Raw genomic sequence first — 17657 nt, 5'->3', positions numbered from 1 at the left:
GGAACAATACCACAGCTCAGCGGAAATAGCTATGGCAAAAAGGCATCTTGCCGGAGAAGTGGAGATAGCTGGCGACAGCAGCCCCCAGTGCTGCCAGAGATGCTACTGTGATCATGATTTTCTTCTTCATTTACATTCCTCCCAATCATCGGATCATATCGTTCAGATCATTTGCATATCAAATCCCGGCTCCGGTGACTCCATGATCTGTTCCAGGTGCCGCGGGTCTACGATGACCTCGCTTTCATTCCTGCCGGTGAACAGGGCCAGGATGTGTTCCTTCCGAATCTGCGCCTCATACACCGTTCCATCCTCACCGAAGCGGTGGGCGAACCAGTCTGCTGTTTTTCGATCCAGTGTCCAGGACAGCGCCCTGATATTTTTGGCGTTGTAGGGTGTAACGCCCCGATAGACTGTCACCGTATCCTCCAGCGCCTGGTGTGCGGCGCGCTCCTCCTCGTCCATCAGGGACTCCGGAGGGACGGATCGGAACAAGGCCACCAGTTCTCGTTTGCTCACATTGCAGTCCTGATTGGGGCATTCCTCCTGGGTCCAGGCGGTGGATAAGAGCTGCCCCAGATCCTTCTCCGAGAGAGCGGAGGCGGCAAATTTGATAAAAGTCAGATAATAGGGCGGGTTGAGCAGTACGAAGATCTGATGGACATTTTCGGCGCTGTCTATCTGCTCCCCCACCTTGCTGCGCCACCTTGTGCAGTCATCCGAATGGTTGATCAGGTCGACCATGGAGAGGCTCCCATCCTCATTTCGAAGCGCGGAGATCCCGGAGTTTGTGAAGGGGTGGCTGACGATCACCGGGGAGAGGGCCGTTTCCTGGATCTGCACATCGAGGAGGGTGTGCGCCACCAGCTTTACGCGGAGCAGATTGGTTTCACGGGGCATCAGGAAAGGCCTCCCATCTCCATCGCCTGGGTTTCCTCAGCGAAGGGGCTACTGCATCGGCGGATCAGGCCAAACTCGGTTCGCCGGACGCCGTCTTCCACCATGGCATCCTCACCCAGCTTCTCAAAATCCATATATCCGTCGATGGTATCGATCAGCTCGTCATCAGCACCGATGCGCCGAAGGACGGTTTGCCCGTATTCGTAAGTGTCCTCCGGAATGCGCTCATAGCGTGTCATTGGCGGTGTGCTCCTTTCAGTAAAGCAAAAAAGCGCCGGAGTCTTATTTCTAAAACTTCGGCGCTTGAATATTACATGATCGGTTCTTGGTTGTAGGGTTCCATGGGGTGCTGCTCCTGCTCCCTTATGCGATCCAGAGCATCGGGAGCTGCAATGGCAATCTGCTCCTGAACGCCCCGGATGCACTTTTCCTGCTCGGCAGTCAAGTCAAAACCAGCGTCCAAGGTGTCAGAGCAGCACCGGTAGATTTCGATAAGCTGCTCCTGATTGAAGATCTGCTGTTTGGAAATGAGGCCGGCGCGGATGGCGAAGTCCTGCTTGGCACCTACATAGTTTTCCTGAAAGTAATTGCCCTGGTTGAGACCTGTGCGGTCGAAGCTCCAGTCCCATGTGACGAATTGGACGCCAAGCCGGGTGGGATGCGCAGCCAGCACGGCTCCATTGAAGTCAGCCAGCAGGCGGTAGTCACCGGTCAGGCTTTGGGCTTGCAGGGGCGGAGCCTGTTCAAGCAGCGTCATGTACTCCCGCACGGTGCAGGCCAGATCGGTGGCTCGCTCACAGGCCCGTTCCCGTTCCGGTGTCGCTACATCCTCCTGCCAGTAGCGAACGCTTCCGTCCGCTGTGATTCGGCAGAGAGGGAGACCATCCCACTCCACAGGAAGCAATTCGTCCTGTTCCGGCTGCGGGACAAAACCCTCACGGTGAAGAGCGGTACGAAGTTCTTGAAAAAACTGTTCTCGATTCATTTACTACCTCCTGACATTTAGTGCCCTTTTTGAAATTATCTGAAAACGAAAAAGGGCGCCAACCCATTGGCCCATCACGACCAACAAATCGACGCCTCAAATTTTGTGTATTCTATTGATAGAAAAATAGCGCCTTTTTTGAAAATTGATGCTTCAAAAAGGGCGCTACATGGTTTCTGGTTTTGCCAACCTCCGAGAAGAGGGGGTTCGAATCCCACCAGTTAGGGGGAAACAGCGGTTGGCATCTATGGAATCATCCATGAATTTTTGAGCTGAAAAAGCCCGGAAACGGTTGATGCCACTGGCTTTTCGCCAGTGGCATCTATACCGTTTTGATTTTATGGTGACCCGTCGGGGATTCGAACCCCGGACCCACTGCTTAAAAGGCAATCAAGAATATTGTAGTAGTAGGTATTTCAACCAATTTACCCCCAGAGTATACCCCCTAAAGCACTCTATTCAGTCATTCGGAGTGGCATTATTCCCTCCCAGTTTATCCCCCGCCTGATCTACTTTGGACTCCAATGCCGCGATCATTTTGGTGAGCCAAGCTGGAATAGGAGCCCCCAGAGCGCCGGCGTTCTCGATAATGCTGCCGGCCTCGGTGAGGATGTACCAGATGACCACCAGAGGGCAGAGCAGCACCGTGTAGGTGAATGGCAGCTCCACTCCGGGCACGTTGCCCAGTAGATGGCCAATAACTGTATCGAGAATGGCCGCCACGATGACGGCCACCACACTGCCCAGCTTGTGCCAGATGCCATCCCGGGCGGTCTTGCTGGACCACTCCCCCGCCCGCAGAGCGGCAGCGGAGCCAGTGGCGTAGTCGATGAGCATACAGCCCACCCATGCCACCACTACCCAGCCAAACCAGCCCCACAGGGCGGTGAGGGCGGCACAGAGGGCGGCCACCGCCGCTTTAAAGGAATTGATGTGCTCCATGTCAGGCTCCTTTCTCCGGCAGCAGTCCAAGCCGGTCCAGCACCACGGCAGCCTCCTGACGGGTCAGCCCGTCCCGGGGCCGGGTGCCGTCGAAGATCCCGGCGGCCACGGCCTTGCTCCACGCCTCCTTGGCCCAGCCGTCCGGCTCATTGGGCTGCCCGCTCTCCTGGTCCGGCTCCTTGACCTCCAGCCCCAGATAGTCGCAGATCCCGGCGCAGGTGGCCTGGGCCAGCTTGTCCCGGTAGACGATATCCTTCAGCAGGGCCAGGTCCTGAGCGTTGGTGTGGAAGCCGTACTCCAGCAGCACCGCCGGGGCGGTGGTGGAGGCCAGCACTGTGTACATCTCATGGGCCAGACCGCTGCCCCACAGCACCACGCCGGCGGCGTGGACGCGGTTGATGATGGCGGCCGCCAGCTTGTTCCTGGCTGCCGTCTCCGGGGGCGCAGAGGTGAATGCCACAAAGCCCCGGGCAGAACTCCCGGCGGCATTGGAGTGGAGGGAGACAAACAGGTCGGCCCCCGCCCGGTTGCTCACAGAGGCCCGGGCGCCGAGCCCGGGATAGTCGCTCTCCTGCTCCCTGGTGCCTACCACAGTGATCCCCTGGGCCTCCAGCAGGGGCCGCAGGCGGGTGTACAGATCCCAGGTAAAGTCACATTCCTTGTAGCTCCCATCCAGGGAGCCGTTGACGCACCCCGGCCCATGGCCAGGGTCCAGACATACAATGGGCTTGCTCACAGGATTGTCCTCCTTGTCCGGCGGGGTATCCGCCGATTCTTTCTTTACATATACGATGATGTAATTATGGCATTTCCGGCCATCCCCTTTGATGGTCTGGCCGTCGAACCAGCACTGGGCAGACCCGCCGCCGTCCCCCATGACGAAGGAGGTGCAGCCGTCGGCAGCCATATCGTCCCGCAGAGCCTCCGGGGTGCGGGCATCCGCCGTGCCGTCCTGGGAGGCGTACAGCCGCAGATAGGCGGGCTTTGTGCCAATGCCTGCCCTTCCCCGTTTGCCGCCCTGACCCGCTTTGTCGTAGCTGGGCTTTTCCACAGGGCCGTTGGGTCCGATGAGGCAGGTGGTGGACCAGAAATTGTCCCTGGCGTCCCGGTCCAGGGTCAGCATAATATCGGGGCCGCTGTCCCAGGCGTAGCCGTAGGAGCTCCACGGCTTGGGGGAGATCCATACGCCGTCGGCTTTCAGCAGCGGGCAGGCGGAGCCGTCAGCGTTCCACATCCCGCCCGTGACAACGTAGACTTTGCAGTCCGGCCGCTTGGCCTGGGCCTGAGCGGCTACCTGCGAGATGGTATAGCGGAATTTGTTGACGAAGATCTCGATTCCATCGACAGTTGTGATGGGAAGATCAGCAATCAATCTCACTGGCGATCACCTTCATAACTGTTCATGAGGCGCACCATGCCGGTGTAGTCGCCAGCCTGCCACAGCTGGGAAAGCCGAATCTCATTGTCACGCATGGCATCGCGCATGGAATCCCACTCATGGACAAAGGCGTCAGTTCCGACCTTGACCTCATAGGCATGAAGGTAAGCAAAGTCCGGAATGTACTTGGCAGGAACGCCCTCTACGGGGTCTACCGCCAGACCCTGCCGGATGTTATTACGGATCTTAGATGCCGCAACGCCAATGTCAGAGGTTCCGGTCTCTTCGCGGTCCATGTCCGCGCGGGCGTAGATAGCTACTACCAGTTCATTCAGGTTCGTTTTCATAGTCATTCTCCTTTCATTTTACCGCTTGCGTCGGGTCTTTCTGTTGTCCAAAGAAAGTTATGGAACCATCAAAGGCCGTAACGCTGGTAAGCACCACATCCCCTGATTCGCTCTCATAAGTCACGCTGGTACCTGCAACAGCCCAGGTACCGCTTTTCAGTACATCGGAAACCCGCTGTTGCAGGACATAGTGAAAGGCTCCGCTCTTCAGGCCGTGGCTGGAGGCGCCAATCCGAAGTGTCCCTCCGGACCACTGCCCACTGGTGAACGGCACCGTCTTTGCACCACTCCGCAGCACCGTTCCAATAGCCTCATCAATCTGCTGTCCAGTAAAGGCGCCGTTATAGCCATCCATATTCTTCACTCCCTCATACAGAGATAGGCCTTTCCATCCGCAGTCAGATAGGCATCACTTCCTATCGGAAGATAGCGGTGATTGTCATTCCAGCTGCCATCCTCGCCCTTGGCGTAGAGGGAAATACGGTACTGGCCATCTCCCCGGACCAGGAAGTCATCGTAGACCTCAAAGGTCCTCTGGATGCCGGCCGGGGTGGCCGAGAAGGACGCCACCAGGACGCCCTTCCCTACCCCGTAGTCCTCACCGGATTTGGTGGCCCGGCACTCAAAAGCCAGACACGTCTGGTCTGCCATAAACGTCACCGTAATGGCATCAAACCCAGGCTGTGCGGACAGCTTGTCCCGGCTGATGGAAAAGGTCAGCCCCGGCGCACCCATCAGGCAACGCTCCAGGTGCCTGCGGCGTTGCGCACAAAGACCTTGACGATCTTCAGTCCATCGCCGGCGGAGGCAGTCGCCAGATCGGTACCGGTGATAGTGACCTCAATGGGCGTGGTCTTGGGATAGCTGCCCACAGAACCGGAGGTGTTGACAGAGCCACCGTCGGTGGGGATCTGGGTCCCCGCATCCTGGGTGCTGGAGGTCTGGGGCACCACGCACACCTTGTACTCCTCAAAGTCCACATCAACAGTAAAGCTGATCTTGGACTTGTCAAAGCCGCTGATCTTGGAGATCTTGGCCTTGTCGGGCCCGGTAATGGTGACCACAGGCACTGCCGTATTGAGGGTGATGTCGTCGGACACCTCGGCGGACTCGTTGCCCACGTCGTCCCGCACCTTGATATGTACTGTCTTCAGGCCGTCTCCTGCCGTCAGCTCCACAGACTTTTCCGTAGCAAAGGTCTCCCAGCTGGCGGACCCCTCGTCGTCCACGCCGCTGATACCCCAGATTTTCATCTGGTATCCGGAGGTCTGCTCGTCTGATACGCCAATGGTCAGCTTGACCGTGGTTTTAGTGGCATAAAGCGCCCCATCATTGATGCTGAGAGTCAGGCCGCTGGGCGCCAGGGTGTCCAGCGTCAGGTTGAAGTAGCTTGCCATTCTTCCATCTCCTTTTCATCTTTCAGTTCCAGATAAATGTATCCACCCGGCCTCTCATAGATGGACATTTTCCCAAGACAGGCCGTTTTGATACCCATGTGGCCCACAAAGAGCCCTTCCACTTCCTTTTCACCGATCTTCATTACCTCACCCCATGATCAGATAGAGGGTTTTGGACGATTTGTCTGGGAGGGCATCATACTCCTCACGGCTCAGGACCCGGATGGTATCGATCTCCTGGGATGATACATTGCCGGCCCCGCCGGAGGGCAGGGGTAGTTCTGACGGGAGATACTGATCCGTCTCCAGATCCCACAGCTGCCAGAAGCCGTCCCCACCCGGAACAGGCGGGTGGGCGTTGAGCTCCCGGATATTTGCCTCCGCCTGTGCAAATTCCGTAGGCAGTTCCGGCCACTTGGCGTTTCCGGACAGGCTCTCCGGCACAAAGACACGGATGATATTGGTGTGCCGCATCTTCTCCCCCTGGGTGCCCCGCAGCTGGAGCATATAGAACCCGGACAGGGCCAGCATTTCAGCCGTCAGCCTAACGGACAACACCCTATCCCCCGGTGTCAGGCGGATCACATCCAGCTGCTCCCCAGCCTGCACCAGCAGGTCCCAGATCCAGCCCTCCGGAATCAGGCCCTCAACCCGCAGCTCACGGGTCAGGTTATCGTATTGATGGGCCAGCACCTGTCCCTCAGCCTGGATGGTCCAGTCCTGAAACAGTATCATCTCACTCCTCCTGACTGTCCACCGGATTCAAGATAGCAGAAGCCTCCTTTTCGGTAATCACTCCATCCGCAACAGCCCTGTGGATTCCTTCCGCAGTGACCCGGCCTCTTCGGTACAAGTCTGCCATAATTTCATACATCACTTGTCGCCTCCATAGAGTAAAATCAGCAATTTCTCAACATCCGTTTCTTTGCCCATCTTAACAGTGCAAGAACCGTCCTGATGTATAGTAATGTCACCAAGTATGGAGAAATGGCTGTTGTCATATTCCGCAGTAACCTTCTGAAAAGCTGGTTTTCCTGATTCATCAAGAACAGCATTACCAGACTCATCAAAAACCGGCACAGAACTCGTCTCCACAATGCTCCAAGCAACTCCGTCGTGAAAAAGGCCTTCTACTGTGGCATAATCTTCGACCATTGTGATGGATTTACTCTCTCTTCCACCCCATTCCCGATCTGATACCTTTCCTGCTATAGTGGCAGGATAAAGATGGCCTGCAACCTTGACCTCAGTCATGACTACCTCCTTATTCCAGATGAATATCTTTTATCAACGCGTAGGTCTTATCCCTGCTACCGTCAACTCCGGAACCTTGAAATTTCACTCCAAATTGAATTTCTTCAATTCCAGCTATTTCCGATATATCAAGAACAAATTCCCGTTCCTCCGTTGCGCCAATATAGTTGACTTCCTGGTATTTTGTTGTCCCATAGTTGGCGTAAGACGACGGTGGATAGTAGGCCATATTAAAAGCATAATTACCATTTCCCCAGCCTATGCGTGCATCTTGCGGAGTTCCAGCATCTACATACAACAAGGAAAATACTAACTTACGGTACCGAAGCATGGCATCTTTGGGCAACTTTATTCCGATATAAACTATCGCAGATCCATATTTTGAACGCATTTTAATTCCATCGCTGGCAAAGGTGCTGTCATTATTAGTTACGATACTTGCCCCGTTTTTTAGATCTGTATCCCCTACAGAATAAACTTGCAGCGGATCTGGACCAAATGAGATCTCATAAATAGATGCGTTTATCTTCGTTTTCCCGCCAGCGATGTCATATATTGTTCCGGAGACCCTCGTCTTTCCACCGGAAACAGCGTAAATGGTTCCATCTATTTTTGTGCTTCCGGCCATATCATCACCTCATTCATACTGCCATGCGATAGCGCCATTTACAGACGGAGACGCCTCCGTATTGTGTAGACTTGATCCCCTCGCCATCAGTGTGGTGTATGATGTGTTTGCGGCAGCGACAGATCCCGTACGGTTCATCATATAGCGCAGCGTATTGGCGGTAATCAAATTCGTGTCAGGATTAAGGGATTGTGATGTGCTCGTTAGATTTGTAATTGGTCGCCCAGATACTGGGTCTGTTCCGTTTCCAATCAGCACTTCTCCAGATGGCAATGTCGCTTTTCCTGTGCCCCCTCGACCCACTGACAAAGTTCCGCTGGAAATATCTTCGGCAGAATGCTTATGGCTTTTCACAGCCTTATCATCATTTAGTTTTTTGATCTCCGCATCGATGATATCGGCATTTCCATTTAGGGCTCCAATGTCCACGTAATCCTCGTAGCCTGGTTTTTTCAGTTTATAATTGGTGGTCTCTGTCATGGTAAGCTGGCCTCCCTCGCATCTTTCCAAGTTTTCCCGGACAATTCTCTCCAGGTGTAGGACTTTAAGTCCCTCCACAGCCGGTATAAATACTCAAACACAAAGCTGAGATGCGCCGGCTTGATCTCATTGATGGCGGCGGTAAGGTCGTCAATGTTAGGCGGGATGCCCAGCACCGACACAAACTTGATCACAAAATAATACTGATCGTTGTGCTCCACCACCTCCACCTGCCCGTTTACAAAGGACGCCGCCACCGCCTGGATCAGTTCCACCGTGGGCGTCCCCTGTCCACGCAGCTTGGAGATTACCCGGGTGCGCCGGAATGCCTCATCCTTGGACAGATCTATCGGGATACCGTAGGCCGTTTCCCACAGCTCCAGGCCCCATCCGCTGGCAGTCTGAGGCCAAAGCTGGCGGAGGGTCAGCTCCAGATCGGCTCCCGCCCGCCGGCACATCTCCCCCAGCACCCGCTGAAGCTCGGCAAAGGGGATGCTGCGGTAGAGCTCAGGCAGCTGGAGCATGAGGTCGTATCGGTCCGTCATGCCGTCACCTCCACCGTTCCCGCCGTTGGGGCCTCGTCCGGCTGGATCTCCACATCGGCCGTGCCTCCGTTGACCGTCAGGGTAGTGGCGTTCTCCACGCCCTCAATGGTGAGCAGCAGCGCCAGAATGCGGTTATAGATCACCGTGTATGCCTTGTCCTCTCCCGGCCCGTAATAGATCACATCGTATTTGGAGCGGATCACATCGGCCAGGTAGGCTCCCAGCCGCTTTCCCAGCTCCGCCTTGACGGTCTCCGGCGTGGTGGCGGAGGAGATGACCACCACCGCCGTCACATCGATCTCAACGGCGGTGGGCGCCGATACCAGAGCTGTGGCCCCCACGGGACGCTGGGCGTCAATCAGGGTCTGGCAGGCGCTCACGATCTCCGGGGAGGCCGGGGCCATGGTGCTGTCCACCAGGGTCACCCCCACAGTGCCGGGGCCCTCCGCCAACTCCACCACCTTGGCGTCCCCCACGCCGGGGACGCTCAGCGCCCACGCCCGGTACTGCCAGCCGTTGGCGCCGTTAATCGGCTTCTGCCGACGCTCCTGGATGCGCTGGAGCAGAGCGGCGTCGCTCTCGGTGTCGGTGCCGCCGGAGGCCTGCTGGTTGGAGAAGGAGGTCAGGCCGGGCAGATTGACAAACATACTGACAATCGCTCCAGGGCCTACATTATAGTCAGCACCCTCCTGAGCGGCCTCCAGGACATCGTTGGCCGTTCCGCCCTCCGGGATGGTCACACTCTCCATCAGGGCAAATTGAAGGCCTGTGGCAGTCAGAAAGAGGGTCCCTTCCGGGATCACAGTCCCAGCGCTGCCGGTGATCGTGATATCACACCGCGCCCTGGTTCCCGGCCGGCGGGTGATGTTGAAATAGGTCTGCCCCACCAGGTCCAGATACCCTCCGCTGGTCTCGTCCACAAAGAGCATGGACACCACGGCGGGGAGAGCCTGGTAAAACTCGCTGATCTGCCGGGCAGCTGCCCCCACGGTGGCGTCGGCATAACTGCCCGCCATGGAGGACAGGCCGGTGGTCTGGTCGATGTCGGCCAGCATCTCTTTCTTGATCTGCTCCTGGGTGCGGTCCTCAAACATAGAATCCTTCCTTCCCGTAGACTGTGGTAAGCTCCACCCTCATGTGGAAGGTGGAACCATCAAAGGACGCCTCGGTCACGTCCACAGCGGTGATATAAGGAGATACCAGCAGGGCGTCCTGCAGGTATCGTGTGGCCTCGCTGATTTTGGTATCCGCCTGGTATGGCTGGCCCACCAGGGCCTCCAGCTCGCAGCCGTAGGACCAGGAGAAGGCCGCCCATTGATAGCGGGCGGTGGAAACAGCCCGCCAGGCCCAGCTTTTCACCGCCTCCAGGCCGGTGACCACCACCGGCTGGCCGCTCTCCCATCGGGGCGTCCCGGCGTCATAGTCCATGGCCACGTCGGTGTAGAGGGGCAGATCCACACTCCCACCAGCCACCGGTGTGGAAAACATGGGGAAAAGCGTCATGGCGCCACCACCTTACAGAGGATGTAGTAGGTCTGCCGGTCCGTGGACAGCACCGCCACGCTGTCCCCCGCCTGTAAGGCATCCTTTTCCCGGCTCAGATCCCCCGGTTTGACCTCCGTGGTTACAGGGCCCATGGAGCCCGTGCCGGTCAGTGTGCCGGACAAGCCTGGATCATATCCGGCCAGCAGCGCCGCATTGATCCGCAGGGACTCCGCCCCTACGTCCAGCCCATCTACCCGGACCTTCAGCGGGGAGACGCTGACCACAGTCCCGATCAAAACCGGGGAGGGGTCGGCCACCTGTCTGGCAGCCGCCCCCATGCTCCGGGCGATCCGCCCGGCGTTTTCTTCAAATGTGTTCATTTGAGCTCACTCCCCGAAATGGTGTCGTCCGCCAGATTGCGGAAATTCAGCTTGGCCTTGCAGTAATACTGGCCGTTCTTCCAGGTGTGGGTGTCGCTCGCGATCCAAAACAGGCCGGTCACCCCGCTGCCGGTGTCCCGCAGCTTGACGGCATTGCCGGAGATCAGCCGGATATCCCCCAGGGTCTCCACCGTCAGGTTCTGCTGGAGGCCGTGGTCCTCCAGCCAGGCCTTGGCCTCCGCCCCGGCGTCCTCCCCATCCTTTTGGATCAGGACGTGCTCCAACCGGCCGTTCAGGCCGATAGAGTCCTTGTCCTCCACCCGGCGCACCAGGGCGCCGGTATCGGTACGGATAACCACACTGTTCTGTAGATTGGAGATGTCCCAGGTGTTGGTGACCCCCATGGTGCTCTTGATGTCCAGGGTGGCGGCACTGGGCTTCTCCACCACCTCCAGTTCGCCCGCGCCGGTAAACCGGGCCAGATAGCGCTTCCCGTTTTTCTGGGCAGCCAGGGCATACAGAGACTTGATGATCTTGTCCAGCGCTACGCCGGGGAACTTGCGGGACACGGTCAGCCCCGTCCTGGCCAGACTTGCCACCGGAATACTGTAGTCCCGGCAGATGGCGGCCACGGCGGTCTCCGGCGCCGCGTTCGCAAATTGGTACCAACCCTCATTTTTTACCAGGTACCGCCCCCGGTCCAGGGCGGACAGGTCCACCACAGAGGACTGAGAGCTGGTGGTGGCGGAGAGCAGCGGCCCGGCAAAGAGCTGGGTCCCCTCCCGCCTGAAGATCAGCTGAGCGCCCTCCACCAGCTCGGGCGGGGTAACACTGCCGTCTCTGGGTACCGCCAGTGAGGCCGACAGCTCCCGGGCGGTCTGGCTGTCCGATCCGCTCCAGGTAACGGTCTGGACCAGCTGCGTCACGTCTCTGGAGGTCCCGCTGGGGGCCGTCAGGATCAGCTCATAGTCCATACCGTCACCTCATGGCCGCCTGCTCTTTGGCAAGCTGCACCTTCCAGATTTTATCCTCCTTGCTGTAGACCGTCTTTGTGGCCTTTGCAGTCTTGACGCTGGCGCTCACCTGCATGGCCGCCGGCAGCTGGTCCTTGGGCGGGATGGTGAGCACCTGCCCGGGATAGATCAGATTGGGATTCTTGATGATCTTGCTGTTGGCGGCGGCCAGCCGGTAGGCCAGGCTGCCGTCCCCGTAAAATTTACGGCAGATCCCCGAGAGGGTGTCTCCCGCCTGGACGGTGTAGGTCCGGGTGGAAGCCGCGCCCGTACTGGCATCTCTGGACGTCTGGGCATCGCCGCCGGAGATGGCCAGTACCGGCGTCTCCGGCGCCGTATACTGCCGCAGAGAGATGGAGGCATAGACATCGTTGGTGCCGTCCCGCTCGCCATAGGTCACGCTCTCCAGCAGCACCAGGGCGTTGGTAGGCGTCCCCGACACAATCCAGCGCACCGGCTTGCGGCTGTCGCTCCACCGCTGAAGTTGCTCCAGGTACACATAGGGATTGGCCACGGCGCCCGGGTTGCAGAAGGGATATAGCTTGGCCGGAAACAGCACATCCGACAGAGTACAGCTGCCCATCAGGCGGCCGCCGGGGAGGTTGATTTCCCCCAGCTGGTCCAGCTGGATGGTCTCCACCCGGTTGCCGTGAGTCCAGTCGTAAGAGGGCGGCGTCACCGGCAGGATCAGCTCCTTGCCGGCGGACGGCTCCAAAAAGGATATGATCCGTCTCATGACAGCACCCCCGCCGCGAATTTCAGTTCGATCTGGTCGGCCAGCCGCTGGGCGATCTCCTCAGCAGATACCCCCGCGCCGAACTGGTTGCCGGTTATTGTGATGGAAATACTGCGTCCCGGCTTGCTGTCCGCCTCCCGGGCCTGCTGGGCGGTGAGCACCCGCTCCCCTTCATGTAGGAGGGCGGGGAAATCGTCGTAGGGCACGCGGTCCAGGCCATAAGCATATCGGTAATGGTTACGCGCCCGTACCCGTCCAGCTACAGTGTTTTCGTCCGGTACATCCTCAATCCATTGGCTTGTCCGAGCCGCCGCCCATCCCTTGGAATACTCCTGTCCCTTCCGGTAGCCGGCGTCCCAATAGGCGTCGTTGGAAGCAGCATCATCCCGGATGGCGGCGGCCAGCTCCTTCTCATACTGAACCATCAGCTGGGCCCCTTCGCTGGCGTTATATTCGCCTTGGGCCAGCACCCTCGCTTCTGCCAGCAAACGTCCCTGCTCCGCGGCATCGCCTTTCGATTCGGCTAGCTGGTAGTCGGCCCACATCTCGTTAAGGCGGGCCTGTTTCTCCTCGCTGAAAGAAGATGCCTTTGCGCCAGTCATGACGGCAGAAAGGGCTTCCCGCTGATATTGCTCTTTGCTGTTCTCCAGCTCGGCCTGCCAGGCGCCCATGGCACGGTTGGCCTCCGCCATAATATCTCCACTGTATCCACTGAGAAAATTGATCTCCTCCTGGAGGCCCTTCTTCCGGGTCTCGTTGTACCCTTCACCGTAGGCATTATCCATCTCGGTCTGGGCATCGGCCAGGGTGGACTCCAGACCACTGAAAGTCTGGGACATCTTGTCCATGGCCCCGGCATACTGCTCCAGCCCCTGCTGGATGATATCCACCGCCTTTGTGCCGGAAATGGAGCCTTTGGAGATCATGTCGTAGATATCCCCCTGGCTCTTGCCCAGGGCGTCGGAGAGCATTCCGATCACATCGATGCCGCGGTCCTGGAAGGCGTTCAGATCCTCCAGGCCCACCTTGCCGCTGGACTGCATCCGGCTCATGACCTGGGCCATATAGGTCATGCCGCTGGCGTCCACGCCCACGGCGCTGCCCGCGTTGCCAATGCCCTCCATCAGATCCAGCATCCGCTGCTGGTCGTTCCCGAAGCCGGTGGCCAGAGCACGGGACATGGCAGTCAGGTCACTGTATTCCATGGGCGTGCTGGCCGCCATCTCCCGAAGATCTGCCAGGTATTTGGCGCCCTGCCCGCTTCCCAGAAGCTGGTCAAACGCAATCAGGTCCAGCTCCCGCTGGGCGGCGGTGGCGCTGCCCGATGTGATGGAGGTGGAAAGATCCTCAAGCTGTCCCTGCGTGGCCTCCTGGACATAGGCCTTAAAGGCCTCGTCCCGCTCCTGATAGATCTGGGACCCACCTGTGATGAGACCGATACCGCCGCCGATGACAGCGCCGGCGACTGTGCCGGCCGGGCCCAGCAGGCTGCCCAGCGCAGCGCCCTGCACCGCTCCGCTCAGGCCGCTGGAGAACATGGTGCCGGCGTTGCTGCCGAAAGCGGAGCCCACGAGGGCATCAGCCCATTGCCCAGCCGCGTCCCCCGCCATACTGATCAGTCCTGCCTGGCCCAGAGCAGACAACACACCTCCCGCACTGCCTGCCCGGTTATCCGCTTTACTGAGCGCTCCGGATGCGGCCTCCATATCTCTGGTAGTCTGCCGTACCTGGCGTCCCACCAAATCATACTGCTGGCGGATGTTCTCCAGGTTCTCTTCTGCCTTTTTCCAGTCTGCCTCAGCCGCCTGTCGTTCCGCTTCTGTGGCGCTGTCTCCCAGCTCCTCAAATGCTTTCTGCGCCTGCTGGGCCTCACGCTTTGCCCCTGTCAGGTCCACCCGCATCTGTACCCGGGTAGCATTCAGCCGGTCCAGTTCGCCCTGGAGGGCGGTGACATCGGAACGGAAGTTGGTCATGGAGTTCTTCATTCCAACGATAGCGGATGATAGATTATCTTTCACGCTCATAGCGATGCTGGCGTCTGTAGGCATTATGGTCCCTCCTCCCTCCGCCTCTCATAGTCGATCATCATGGCACAGATCACAGCACGCTCCCCGGGGGGAAGGCGGAAGAACGCCCCGGGGAAAATGCCGTGCCGGATCAGCAGCCGCTGAGCCGCTGCCAGCTCTGTGTCATGGGTTAGTTTTTTTCCAGGTCCTCCAGGGCGGCGCCCACGGCCATATCCTGCAGCACATCCGGCTCCTCCTCCAGGGTGATCACAGCGCCCGGACCATAACCGTTGAGCGTGTCGCACTGGCGCAGAATGGCCCGCACCTCACCGGGTCTCAGCAGCTTTTTCAGTGCGTCCACCGGCGTGGGACATCCCATGTGGTCCTGATACCAGGCCTTGTCCTTAAAATTGGGGCTGACACAGCTGGCCAGCATATAGTGGAGATCCGCGTCCTCCGTGCCCCGCAGGGCAGTCAGTTTGTTGTAGGGGATCTCCCTCAGGGTAATGGACAGGCCCAGGCGGGTTACCTGGACCACAGCCGTCTCAGGCTCCGTCACAGGGATATCCAGCAGAGACCGGGCGATAGATTTTTCCTTGCTCTCCATAGTTTCCTCCTCATTCCACCGGGATCACGTCCAGCAGCTCAAACCGGGTAAAGGTAAACGGCGCCGTGATCTTACCGGCTGTCGCTGCCTGCCAATCTGCCAGGGTCAGGTCGGTGAACTGCACACCGTAGTAGGCGATGCGCTCCGCGCCGGCGCTGTCCGGGTCCGCCAGCTTGGAGATGATCGTCATCTCGGGGATCTGGCCGTCCTGGATGGACTGCATCCGGATCAGCATACCGCTGTCCACCTTATAGAGCATCAAAGAGCCTGTGCCATCAGCTCCGGTAGGCTTGGTCTGGGTCATAAACTCGCCGCACAGAGCCAGCTTCTCGCTGTTGATGGCTACCTTACCCTGGCACCCATAGCACTCGGCCAGTCGGTCACCGACCAGCCACACGGTCCCGTATGTACCATTGGGCACCCGCTTGGCCGTCATATTGGATCTTGCCATGATCGTTCCTCCTTACAGGTTATTGAACAGGACCTCGAAGTCCTCCATAGCGTCTACCAGGCGGCCGCCGCACCGGATGAACACCCAGGACCCGGTCTGATACTCCAGGACCTCCTTTCGGGTCATGCCGGAGGTATCCACCCCCTGACTGGTCAGCCACAGCAGCTGCCGCTCGTAGTCCACCTCGGCATAGCTCTCCCCAGCAGAGAGGACGCCAGCCCGCTCCAGGTAACGGAAATAGTCCGAAATCGCGGTGACCAGGATCTGCTTATTATCGTAGGTATTGGGATACCGGCCCAGATACTCATTCTCAATGGTGGTGCGCAGGTAGTAGGAGATCAGGTCCATCCCCTCCACGATTTTGATACGGCTCCAGTCCTCCTTTCCATTCTCAGGGATGGTGATCAGGGAATTGACTGCCCGGGCGATCTTGGCCTGGAGCCCGTCGTGGATCAGGATGAGCTTGCCGTTGTTAATAGCCGTCGTCTGCTCCTCCGTGGTCCGGTCCGTGACGGCTGTCAGCTCTGGCAGCGCCGCATAGGTGGCGCTCATACCCATAGGGATACCGGCCAGGATACCGGCCATTCTGGCGCAATATTCCGCCGCCGTCACCCCACCGGCAGCATTCATCATTCCGGTCTCGTCCAGCTCGATGACGCCCATATCGTCGCTTCCGGCAGTCTTCCATGGTTTCACCAGCTTAACAGGGCGGTAAATGGCCCGCTGGGCCTTAACCCACTCTGCAAGCACCTCCATCTCATCATCGGTCACATCGGGCGGGCCGGCCAGATAATCGATGGAAAAGGCCTCAATGCTCTTGAGCCCGGCTTCCAGGGCGGTAGTGTCCTCGGTTCCTGTGGCGATGACCACCAGATAGACCAGGCTGGGCACACCCCGGTCGCTGCCCTCAAAGGCCGTCATGACGTGCGCCTTATTATCACTGCCAAGGCCAGACGGGATCATGGCCGTGGACATCAGCTGATGGACACCCTGACTGGCGGCGTCCCGCACAAAAATAGCCACGTTGCCCTTTTTGCTCCGGTTGGCTACCTCAGCAGCCGCCTTTTCAAAGGCGATCTTCAGCACGGGCAGGCCGTTTGTAGTTGCCATAATATCTCACCTCGTATATTAGATTGTCCGCTCGTCCGGGGACTGAGCGAAAAACGTTCTGCTGCACTCGATATGCTCCATTTTTGGCACTGCGCTGCTCACAGGATCTGTCATGTCATCCGGATCATGATAGCCCAGCCGCTCATCCATCCAGGCGGCGGAGAATGTGACAAAGGCGCTGCCCATATCCATGCCATCCCCTTTTGCCGTCAGGGAGATCCACCGCTCTCCCACCTGTATAGATGGGGACGCGAAGGCCAGCAGCACTGCCTCCTGATTCTGTCTCAGCGCCTCGGTAGAGCTGATGTCATACTCATCTGTGGAGCAAAATAACTCCAGCTCGGCCTCCATCTCCCATTGGACCATTGAGATGTTGGCTGGCGTCATCTCGCTGGATGTCAGGTACAGGTAGCAGCTGGGCCGGTGGTGATCCACTGGGCAAAAATCCCGGTAGATCATCCGGTCCGGCCACAGCTTGGCGATCACATCCGCAATCGCATTGCAAACGTCAATGCTGGTTATCATGCTCTCCCCTCCAGTCTGGCTGCCACCTCAGCGGCCAGTGCCTGCAGCTGCTCCGCACCCATTCCGGAGAGCTGACTGCGGACCGACGCGTAAAAGTGCAGGCCAGGCACCGCCGGAACGTTGATCCGCGCCCGGTATTTGTACCCGTCCCGTTTCTGCTGGCTGGGCCGCCGGTGCTTGTGGCCGCCCTCAATGGCGTTGGTCACATAGCCCACGGCATATTTCTTGCCACCTGGGGTTGTCTTGTAGGTCTTGGCCTTGGGGCGGACCGCCACATAGCCGCTTTTGGAGCCGATATACCGTTCCTGCCACCCGCGAACCGTTCCGGTGCCGGGGATCTTGCTCTGGACCCCGGAAAGCATTTGTTCGCCCAGATCTTCCAGGAGATCCCGCTTCATGGCCGGAAACTCTCTCTGCAAGGCATCCCAACTGTTCAGGATCCGATCCAATCCATCCATCTGCACACTAGGCATTTTGGGATCCTCCTC

The 17657-nt window shown here is 58.6% G+C and carries 27 protein-coding genes and 1 tRNA gene; all 28 read right to left on the bottom strand.

Translation table 11 applies throughout. The annotated features are described in order from the left end of the window. Positions 1–162: 162 nt before the first annotated feature. Positions 163–900, bottom strand: a complete 738-nt coding sequence (locus tag B5G42_RS11035; protein ID WP_087270293.1) for a hypothetical protein — start codon at positions 898–900, stop codon at positions 163–165. After that, the gene (locus B5G42_RS11030; RefSeq protein ID WP_242961203.1) at positions 900–1139 is read right to left on the bottom strand and encodes a hypothetical protein; all 240 of its coding nucleotides are present in this window, start codon (positions 1137–1139) and stop codon (positions 900–902) included. Before B5G42_RS11030 ends, B5G42_RS11035 begins: the two co-directional genes overlap by 1 nt. 71 nt (positions 1140–1210) lie before the next feature. Beyond that, entirely contained in the window at positions 1211–1885 is a 675-nt protein-coding gene (locus tag B5G42_RS11025; RefSeq protein WP_206406184.1) for a hypothetical protein, read from the bottom strand. Positions 1886–2226: 341 nt separating this feature from the next. After that, positions 2227–2318 (bottom strand) — tRNA-Lys (locus B5G42_RS18180). Positions 2319–2344: 26 nt separating this feature from the next. Then, on the bottom strand, positions 2345–2827 hold the full coding sequence (locus B5G42_RS11020) for a phage holin family protein (RefSeq protein ID WP_087270290.1): 483 nt from the start codon (positions 2825–2827) through the stop codon (positions 2345–2347). Position 2828: 1 nt separating this feature from the next. Continuing rightward, the gene (locus B5G42_RS11015) at positions 2829–4205 is read right to left on the bottom strand and encodes an N-acetylmuramoyl-L-alanine amidase family protein (protein WP_140399846.1); all 1377 of its coding nucleotides are present in this window, start codon (positions 4203–4205) and stop codon (positions 2829–2831) included. Continuing rightward, complete coding sequence (locus tag B5G42_RS11010; RefSeq protein ID WP_087270284.1) at positions 4202–4552, bottom strand: hypothetical protein; 351 nt, start codon at positions 4550–4552, stop codon at positions 4202–4204. The genes B5G42_RS11015 and B5G42_RS11010 overlap by 4 nt, the downstream gene beginning before the upstream one ends. Positions 4553–4565: 13 nt before the next feature. Next, positions 4566–4907 carry a hypothetical protein gene (locus B5G42_RS11005; protein ID WP_087270281.1) on the bottom strand — a complete coding sequence of 114 codons (342 nt, stop codon included), beginning with the start codon at positions 4905–4907 and terminating at the stop codon, positions 4566–4568. 5 nt (positions 4908–4912) lie between these two features. Then, positions 4913–5287 (bottom strand): hypothetical protein, encoded by a 375-nt coding sequence (locus B5G42_RS11000; protein ID WP_087270279.1) that lies wholly within the window; start codon positions 5285–5287, stop codon positions 4913–4915. Beyond that, positions 5287–5949, bottom strand: coding sequence for a hypothetical protein (locus B5G42_RS10995; protein WP_087270276.1), 663 nt, complete (start codon positions 5947–5949; stop codon positions 5287–5289). The genes B5G42_RS11000 and B5G42_RS10995 overlap by 1 nt, the downstream gene beginning before the upstream one ends. Then, a complete protein-coding gene (locus B5G42_RS18175) occupies positions 5928–6092 on the bottom strand; it encodes a hypothetical protein (protein ID WP_162611091.1) in 165 nt (54 codons plus the stop codon). Before B5G42_RS18175 ends, B5G42_RS10995 begins: the two co-directional genes overlap by 22 nt. A 4-nt stretch (positions 6093–6096) precedes the next feature. Beyond that, positions 6097–6684, bottom strand: a complete 588-nt coding sequence (locus B5G42_RS10990; RefSeq protein WP_087270273.1) for a phage upper tail fiber protein — start codon at positions 6682–6684, stop codon at positions 6097–6099. Position 6685: 1 nt separating this feature from the next. Continuing rightward, positions 6686–6823 (bottom strand): hypothetical protein, encoded by a 138-nt coding sequence (locus B5G42_RS18170; protein ID WP_162611090.1) that lies wholly within the window; start codon positions 6821–6823, stop codon positions 6686–6688. Then, the gene (locus B5G42_RS10985) at positions 6823–7203 is read right to left on the bottom strand and encodes a hypothetical protein (protein WP_087270270.1); all 381 of its coding nucleotides are present in this window, start codon (positions 7201–7203) and stop codon (positions 6823–6825) included. Before B5G42_RS10985 ends, B5G42_RS18170 begins: the two co-directional genes overlap by 1 nt. 10 nt (positions 7204–7213) lie before the next feature. Then, positions 7214–7831 (bottom strand): hypothetical protein, encoded by a 618-nt coding sequence (locus B5G42_RS10980; protein WP_087270267.1) that lies wholly within the window; start codon positions 7829–7831, stop codon positions 7214–7216. Positions 7832–7840: 9 nt separating this feature from the next. Next, complete coding sequence (locus B5G42_RS17910) at positions 7841–8311, bottom strand: hypothetical protein (RefSeq protein WP_140399845.1); 471 nt, start codon at positions 8309–8311, stop codon at positions 7841–7843. Beyond that, positions 8308–8856, bottom strand: coding sequence for a putative phage tail protein (locus tag B5G42_RS10975; RefSeq protein ID WP_087270264.1), 549 nt, complete (start codon positions 8854–8856; stop codon positions 8308–8310). Before B5G42_RS10975 ends, B5G42_RS17910 begins: the two co-directional genes overlap by 4 nt. Further along, positions 8853–9950 (bottom strand): baseplate J/gp47 family protein, encoded by a 1098-nt coding sequence (locus B5G42_RS10970; protein ID WP_087270261.1) that lies wholly within the window; start codon positions 9948–9950, stop codon positions 8853–8855. Before B5G42_RS10970 ends, B5G42_RS10975 begins: the two co-directional genes overlap by 4 nt. Continuing rightward, positions 9943–10359: a DUF2634 domain-containing protein gene (locus tag B5G42_RS10965; RefSeq protein WP_087270258.1), complete on the bottom strand. Its 417-nt coding sequence runs from the start codon at positions 10357–10359 to the stop codon at positions 9943–9945. The genes B5G42_RS10970 and B5G42_RS10965 overlap by 8 nt, the downstream gene beginning before the upstream one ends. After that, complete coding sequence (locus tag B5G42_RS10960) at positions 10356–10721, bottom strand: DUF2577 family protein (RefSeq protein WP_087270255.1); 366 nt, start codon at positions 10719–10721, stop codon at positions 10356–10358. Before B5G42_RS10960 ends, B5G42_RS10965 begins: the two co-directional genes overlap by 4 nt. Continuing rightward, on the bottom strand, positions 10718–11695 hold the full coding sequence (locus tag B5G42_RS10955; protein ID WP_087270252.1) for an XkdQ/YqbQ family protein: 978 nt from the start codon (positions 11693–11695) through the stop codon (positions 10718–10720). The genes B5G42_RS10960 and B5G42_RS10955 overlap by 4 nt, the downstream gene beginning before the upstream one ends. Before the next feature lie 4 nt (positions 11696–11699). After that, the gene (locus tag B5G42_RS10950) at positions 11700–12470 is read right to left on the bottom strand and encodes a LysM peptidoglycan-binding domain-containing protein (protein ID WP_087270249.1); all 771 of its coding nucleotides are present in this window, start codon (positions 12468–12470) and stop codon (positions 11700–11702) included. Further along, a complete protein-coding gene (locus B5G42_RS10945; protein WP_087270245.1) occupies positions 12467–14518 on the bottom strand; it encodes a tape measure protein in 2052 nt (683 codons plus the stop codon). Before B5G42_RS10945 ends, B5G42_RS10950 begins: the two co-directional genes overlap by 4 nt. 148 nt (positions 14519–14666) lie before the next feature. Continuing rightward, positions 14667–15083: a phage tail assembly chaperone gene (locus B5G42_RS10940; RefSeq protein WP_087270242.1), complete on the bottom strand. Its 417-nt coding sequence runs from the start codon at positions 15081–15083 to the stop codon at positions 14667–14669. Positions 15084–15093: 10 nt separating this feature from the next. Further along, positions 15094–15534 carry a phage tail tube protein gene (locus B5G42_RS10935; protein ID WP_087270239.1) on the bottom strand — a complete coding sequence of 147 codons (441 nt, stop codon included), beginning with the start codon at positions 15532–15534 and terminating at the stop codon, positions 15094–15096. Positions 15535–15546: 12 nt separating this feature from the next. Further along, positions 15547–16644, bottom strand: a complete 1098-nt coding sequence (locus B5G42_RS10930) for a phage tail sheath C-terminal domain-containing protein (RefSeq protein ID WP_087270236.1) — start codon at positions 16642–16644, stop codon at positions 15547–15549. Between the two features lie 18 nt (positions 16645–16662). Further along, positions 16663–17169 (bottom strand): DUF6838 family protein, encoded by a 507-nt coding sequence (locus B5G42_RS10925; protein WP_087270233.1) that lies wholly within the window; start codon positions 17167–17169, stop codon positions 16663–16665. Further along, the gene (locus tag B5G42_RS10920; RefSeq protein ID WP_087270230.1) at positions 17166–17642 is read right to left on the bottom strand and encodes a hypothetical protein; all 477 of its coding nucleotides are present in this window, start codon (positions 17640–17642) and stop codon (positions 17166–17168) included. Before B5G42_RS10920 ends, B5G42_RS10925 begins: the two co-directional genes overlap by 4 nt. Positions 17643–17657: the final 15 nt, after the last annotated feature.

It is taken from the genome of Flavonifractor sp. An91 (assembly GCF_002159225.1).
GTDB classification, from domain to species: domain Bacteria; phylum Bacillota; class Clostridia; order Oscillospirales; family Oscillospiraceae; genus Flavonifractor; species Flavonifractor avicola.
This window is presented reverse-complemented; position numbering and strand designations above follow the sequence as displayed.

What these genes read in the sequence shown, in the direction of transcription:
- B5G42_RS10955 (WP_087270252.1), bottom strand. Translation starts at nt 11,695, where the DNA reads ATGGACTATGAGCTGATCCTGACGGCCCCCAGCGGGACCTCCAGAGAC.
- B5G42_RS10985 (WP_087270270.1), bottom strand. Translation starts at nt 7,203, where the DNA reads ATGACTGAGGTCAAGGTTGCAGGCCATCTTTATCCTGCCACTATAGCA.
- B5G42_RS11020 (WP_087270290.1), bottom strand. Translation starts at nt 2,827, where the DNA reads ATGGAGCACATCAATTCCTTTAAAGCGGCGGTGGCCGCCCTCTGTGCC.
- B5G42_RS11035 (WP_087270293.1), bottom strand. Translation starts at nt 900, where the DNA reads ATGCCCCGTGAAACCAATCTGCTCCGCGTAAAGCTGGTGGCGCACACC.
- B5G42_RS10930 (WP_087270236.1), bottom strand. Translation starts at nt 16,644, where the DNA reads ATGGCAACTACAAACGGCCTGCCCGTGCTGAAGATCGCCTTTGAAAAG.
- B5G42_RS10965 (WP_087270258.1), bottom strand. Translation starts at nt 10,359, where the DNA reads ATGACGCTTTTCCCCATGTTTTCCACACCGGTGGCTGGTGGGAGTGTG.
- B5G42_RS11010 (WP_087270284.1), bottom strand. Translation starts at nt 4,552, where the DNA reads ATGAAAACGAACCTGAATGAACTGGTAGTAGCTATCTACGCCCGCGCG.
- B5G42_RS10950 (WP_087270249.1), bottom strand. Translation starts at nt 12,470, where the DNA reads ATGAGACGGATCATATCCTTTTTGGAGCCGTCCGCCGGCAAGGAGCTG.
- B5G42_RS10925 (WP_087270233.1), bottom strand. Translation starts at nt 17,169, where the DNA reads ATGATAACCAGCATTGACGTTTGCAATGCGATTGCGGATGTGATCGCC.
- B5G42_RS11030 (WP_242961203.1), bottom strand. Translation starts at nt 1,139, where the DNA reads ATGACACGCTATGAGCGCATTCCGGAGGACACTTACGAATACGGGCAA.
- B5G42_RS10995 (WP_087270276.1), bottom strand. Translation starts at nt 5,949, where the DNA reads ATGGCAAGCTACTTCAACCTGACGCTGGACACCCTGGCGCCCAGCGGC.
- B5G42_RS10940 (WP_087270242.1), bottom strand. Translation starts at nt 15,083, where the DNA reads ATGGAGAGCAAGGAAAAATCTATCGCCCGGTCTCTGCTGGATATCCCT.
- B5G42_RS10975 (WP_087270264.1), bottom strand. Translation starts at nt 8,856, where the DNA reads ATGACGGACCGATACGACCTCATGCTCCAGCTGCCTGAGCTCTACCGC.
- B5G42_RS17910 (WP_140399845.1), bottom strand. Translation starts at nt 8,311, where the DNA reads ATGACAGAGACCACCAATTATAAACTGAAAAAACCAGGCTACGAGGAT.
- B5G42_RS18170 (WP_162611090.1), bottom strand. Translation starts at nt 6,823, where the DNA reads ATGTATGAAATTATGGCAGACTTGTACCGAAGAGGCCGGGTCACTGCG.
- B5G42_RS10920 (WP_087270230.1), bottom strand. Translation starts at nt 17,642, where the DNA reads ATGCCTAGTGTGCAGATGGATGGATTGGATCGGATCCTGAACAGTTGG.
- B5G42_RS11025 (WP_206406184.1), bottom strand. Translation starts at nt 1,885, where the DNA reads ATGAATCGAGAACAGTTTTTTCAAGAACTTCGTACCGCTCTTCACCGT.
- B5G42_RS11000 (WP_087270279.1), bottom strand. Translation starts at nt 5,287, where the DNA reads ATGGGTGCGCCGGGGCTGACCTTTTCCATCAGCCGGGACAAGCTGTCC.
- B5G42_RS10945 (WP_087270245.1), bottom strand. Translation starts at nt 14,518, where the DNA reads ATGCCTACAGACGCCAGCATCGCTATGAGCGTGAAAGATAATCTATCA.
- B5G42_RS10960 (WP_087270255.1), bottom strand. Translation starts at nt 10,721, where the DNA reads ATGAACACATTTGAAGAAAACGCCGGGCGGATCGCCCGGAGCATGGGG.
- B5G42_RS11005 (WP_087270281.1), bottom strand. Translation starts at nt 4,907, where the DNA reads ATGGATGGCTATAACGGCGCCTTTACTGGACAGCAGATTGATGAGGCT.
- B5G42_RS18175 (WP_162611091.1), bottom strand. Translation starts at nt 6,092, where the DNA reads ATGAAGATCGGTGAAAAGGAAGTGGAAGGGCTCTTTGTGGGCCACATG.
- B5G42_RS10990 (WP_087270273.1), bottom strand. Translation starts at nt 6,684, where the DNA reads ATGATACTGTTTCAGGACTGGACCATCCAGGCTGAGGGACAGGTGCTG.
- B5G42_RS10980 (WP_087270267.1), bottom strand. Translation starts at nt 7,831, where the DNA reads ATGGCCGGAAGCACAAAAATAGATGGAACCATTTACGCTGTTTCCGGT.
- B5G42_RS10935 (WP_087270239.1), bottom strand. Translation starts at nt 15,534, where the DNA reads ATGGCAAGATCCAATATGACGGCCAAGCGGGTGCCCAATGGTACATAC.
- B5G42_RS10970 (WP_087270261.1), bottom strand. Translation starts at nt 9,950, where the DNA reads ATGTTTGAGGACCGCACCCAGGAGCAGATCAAGAAAGAGATGCTGGCC.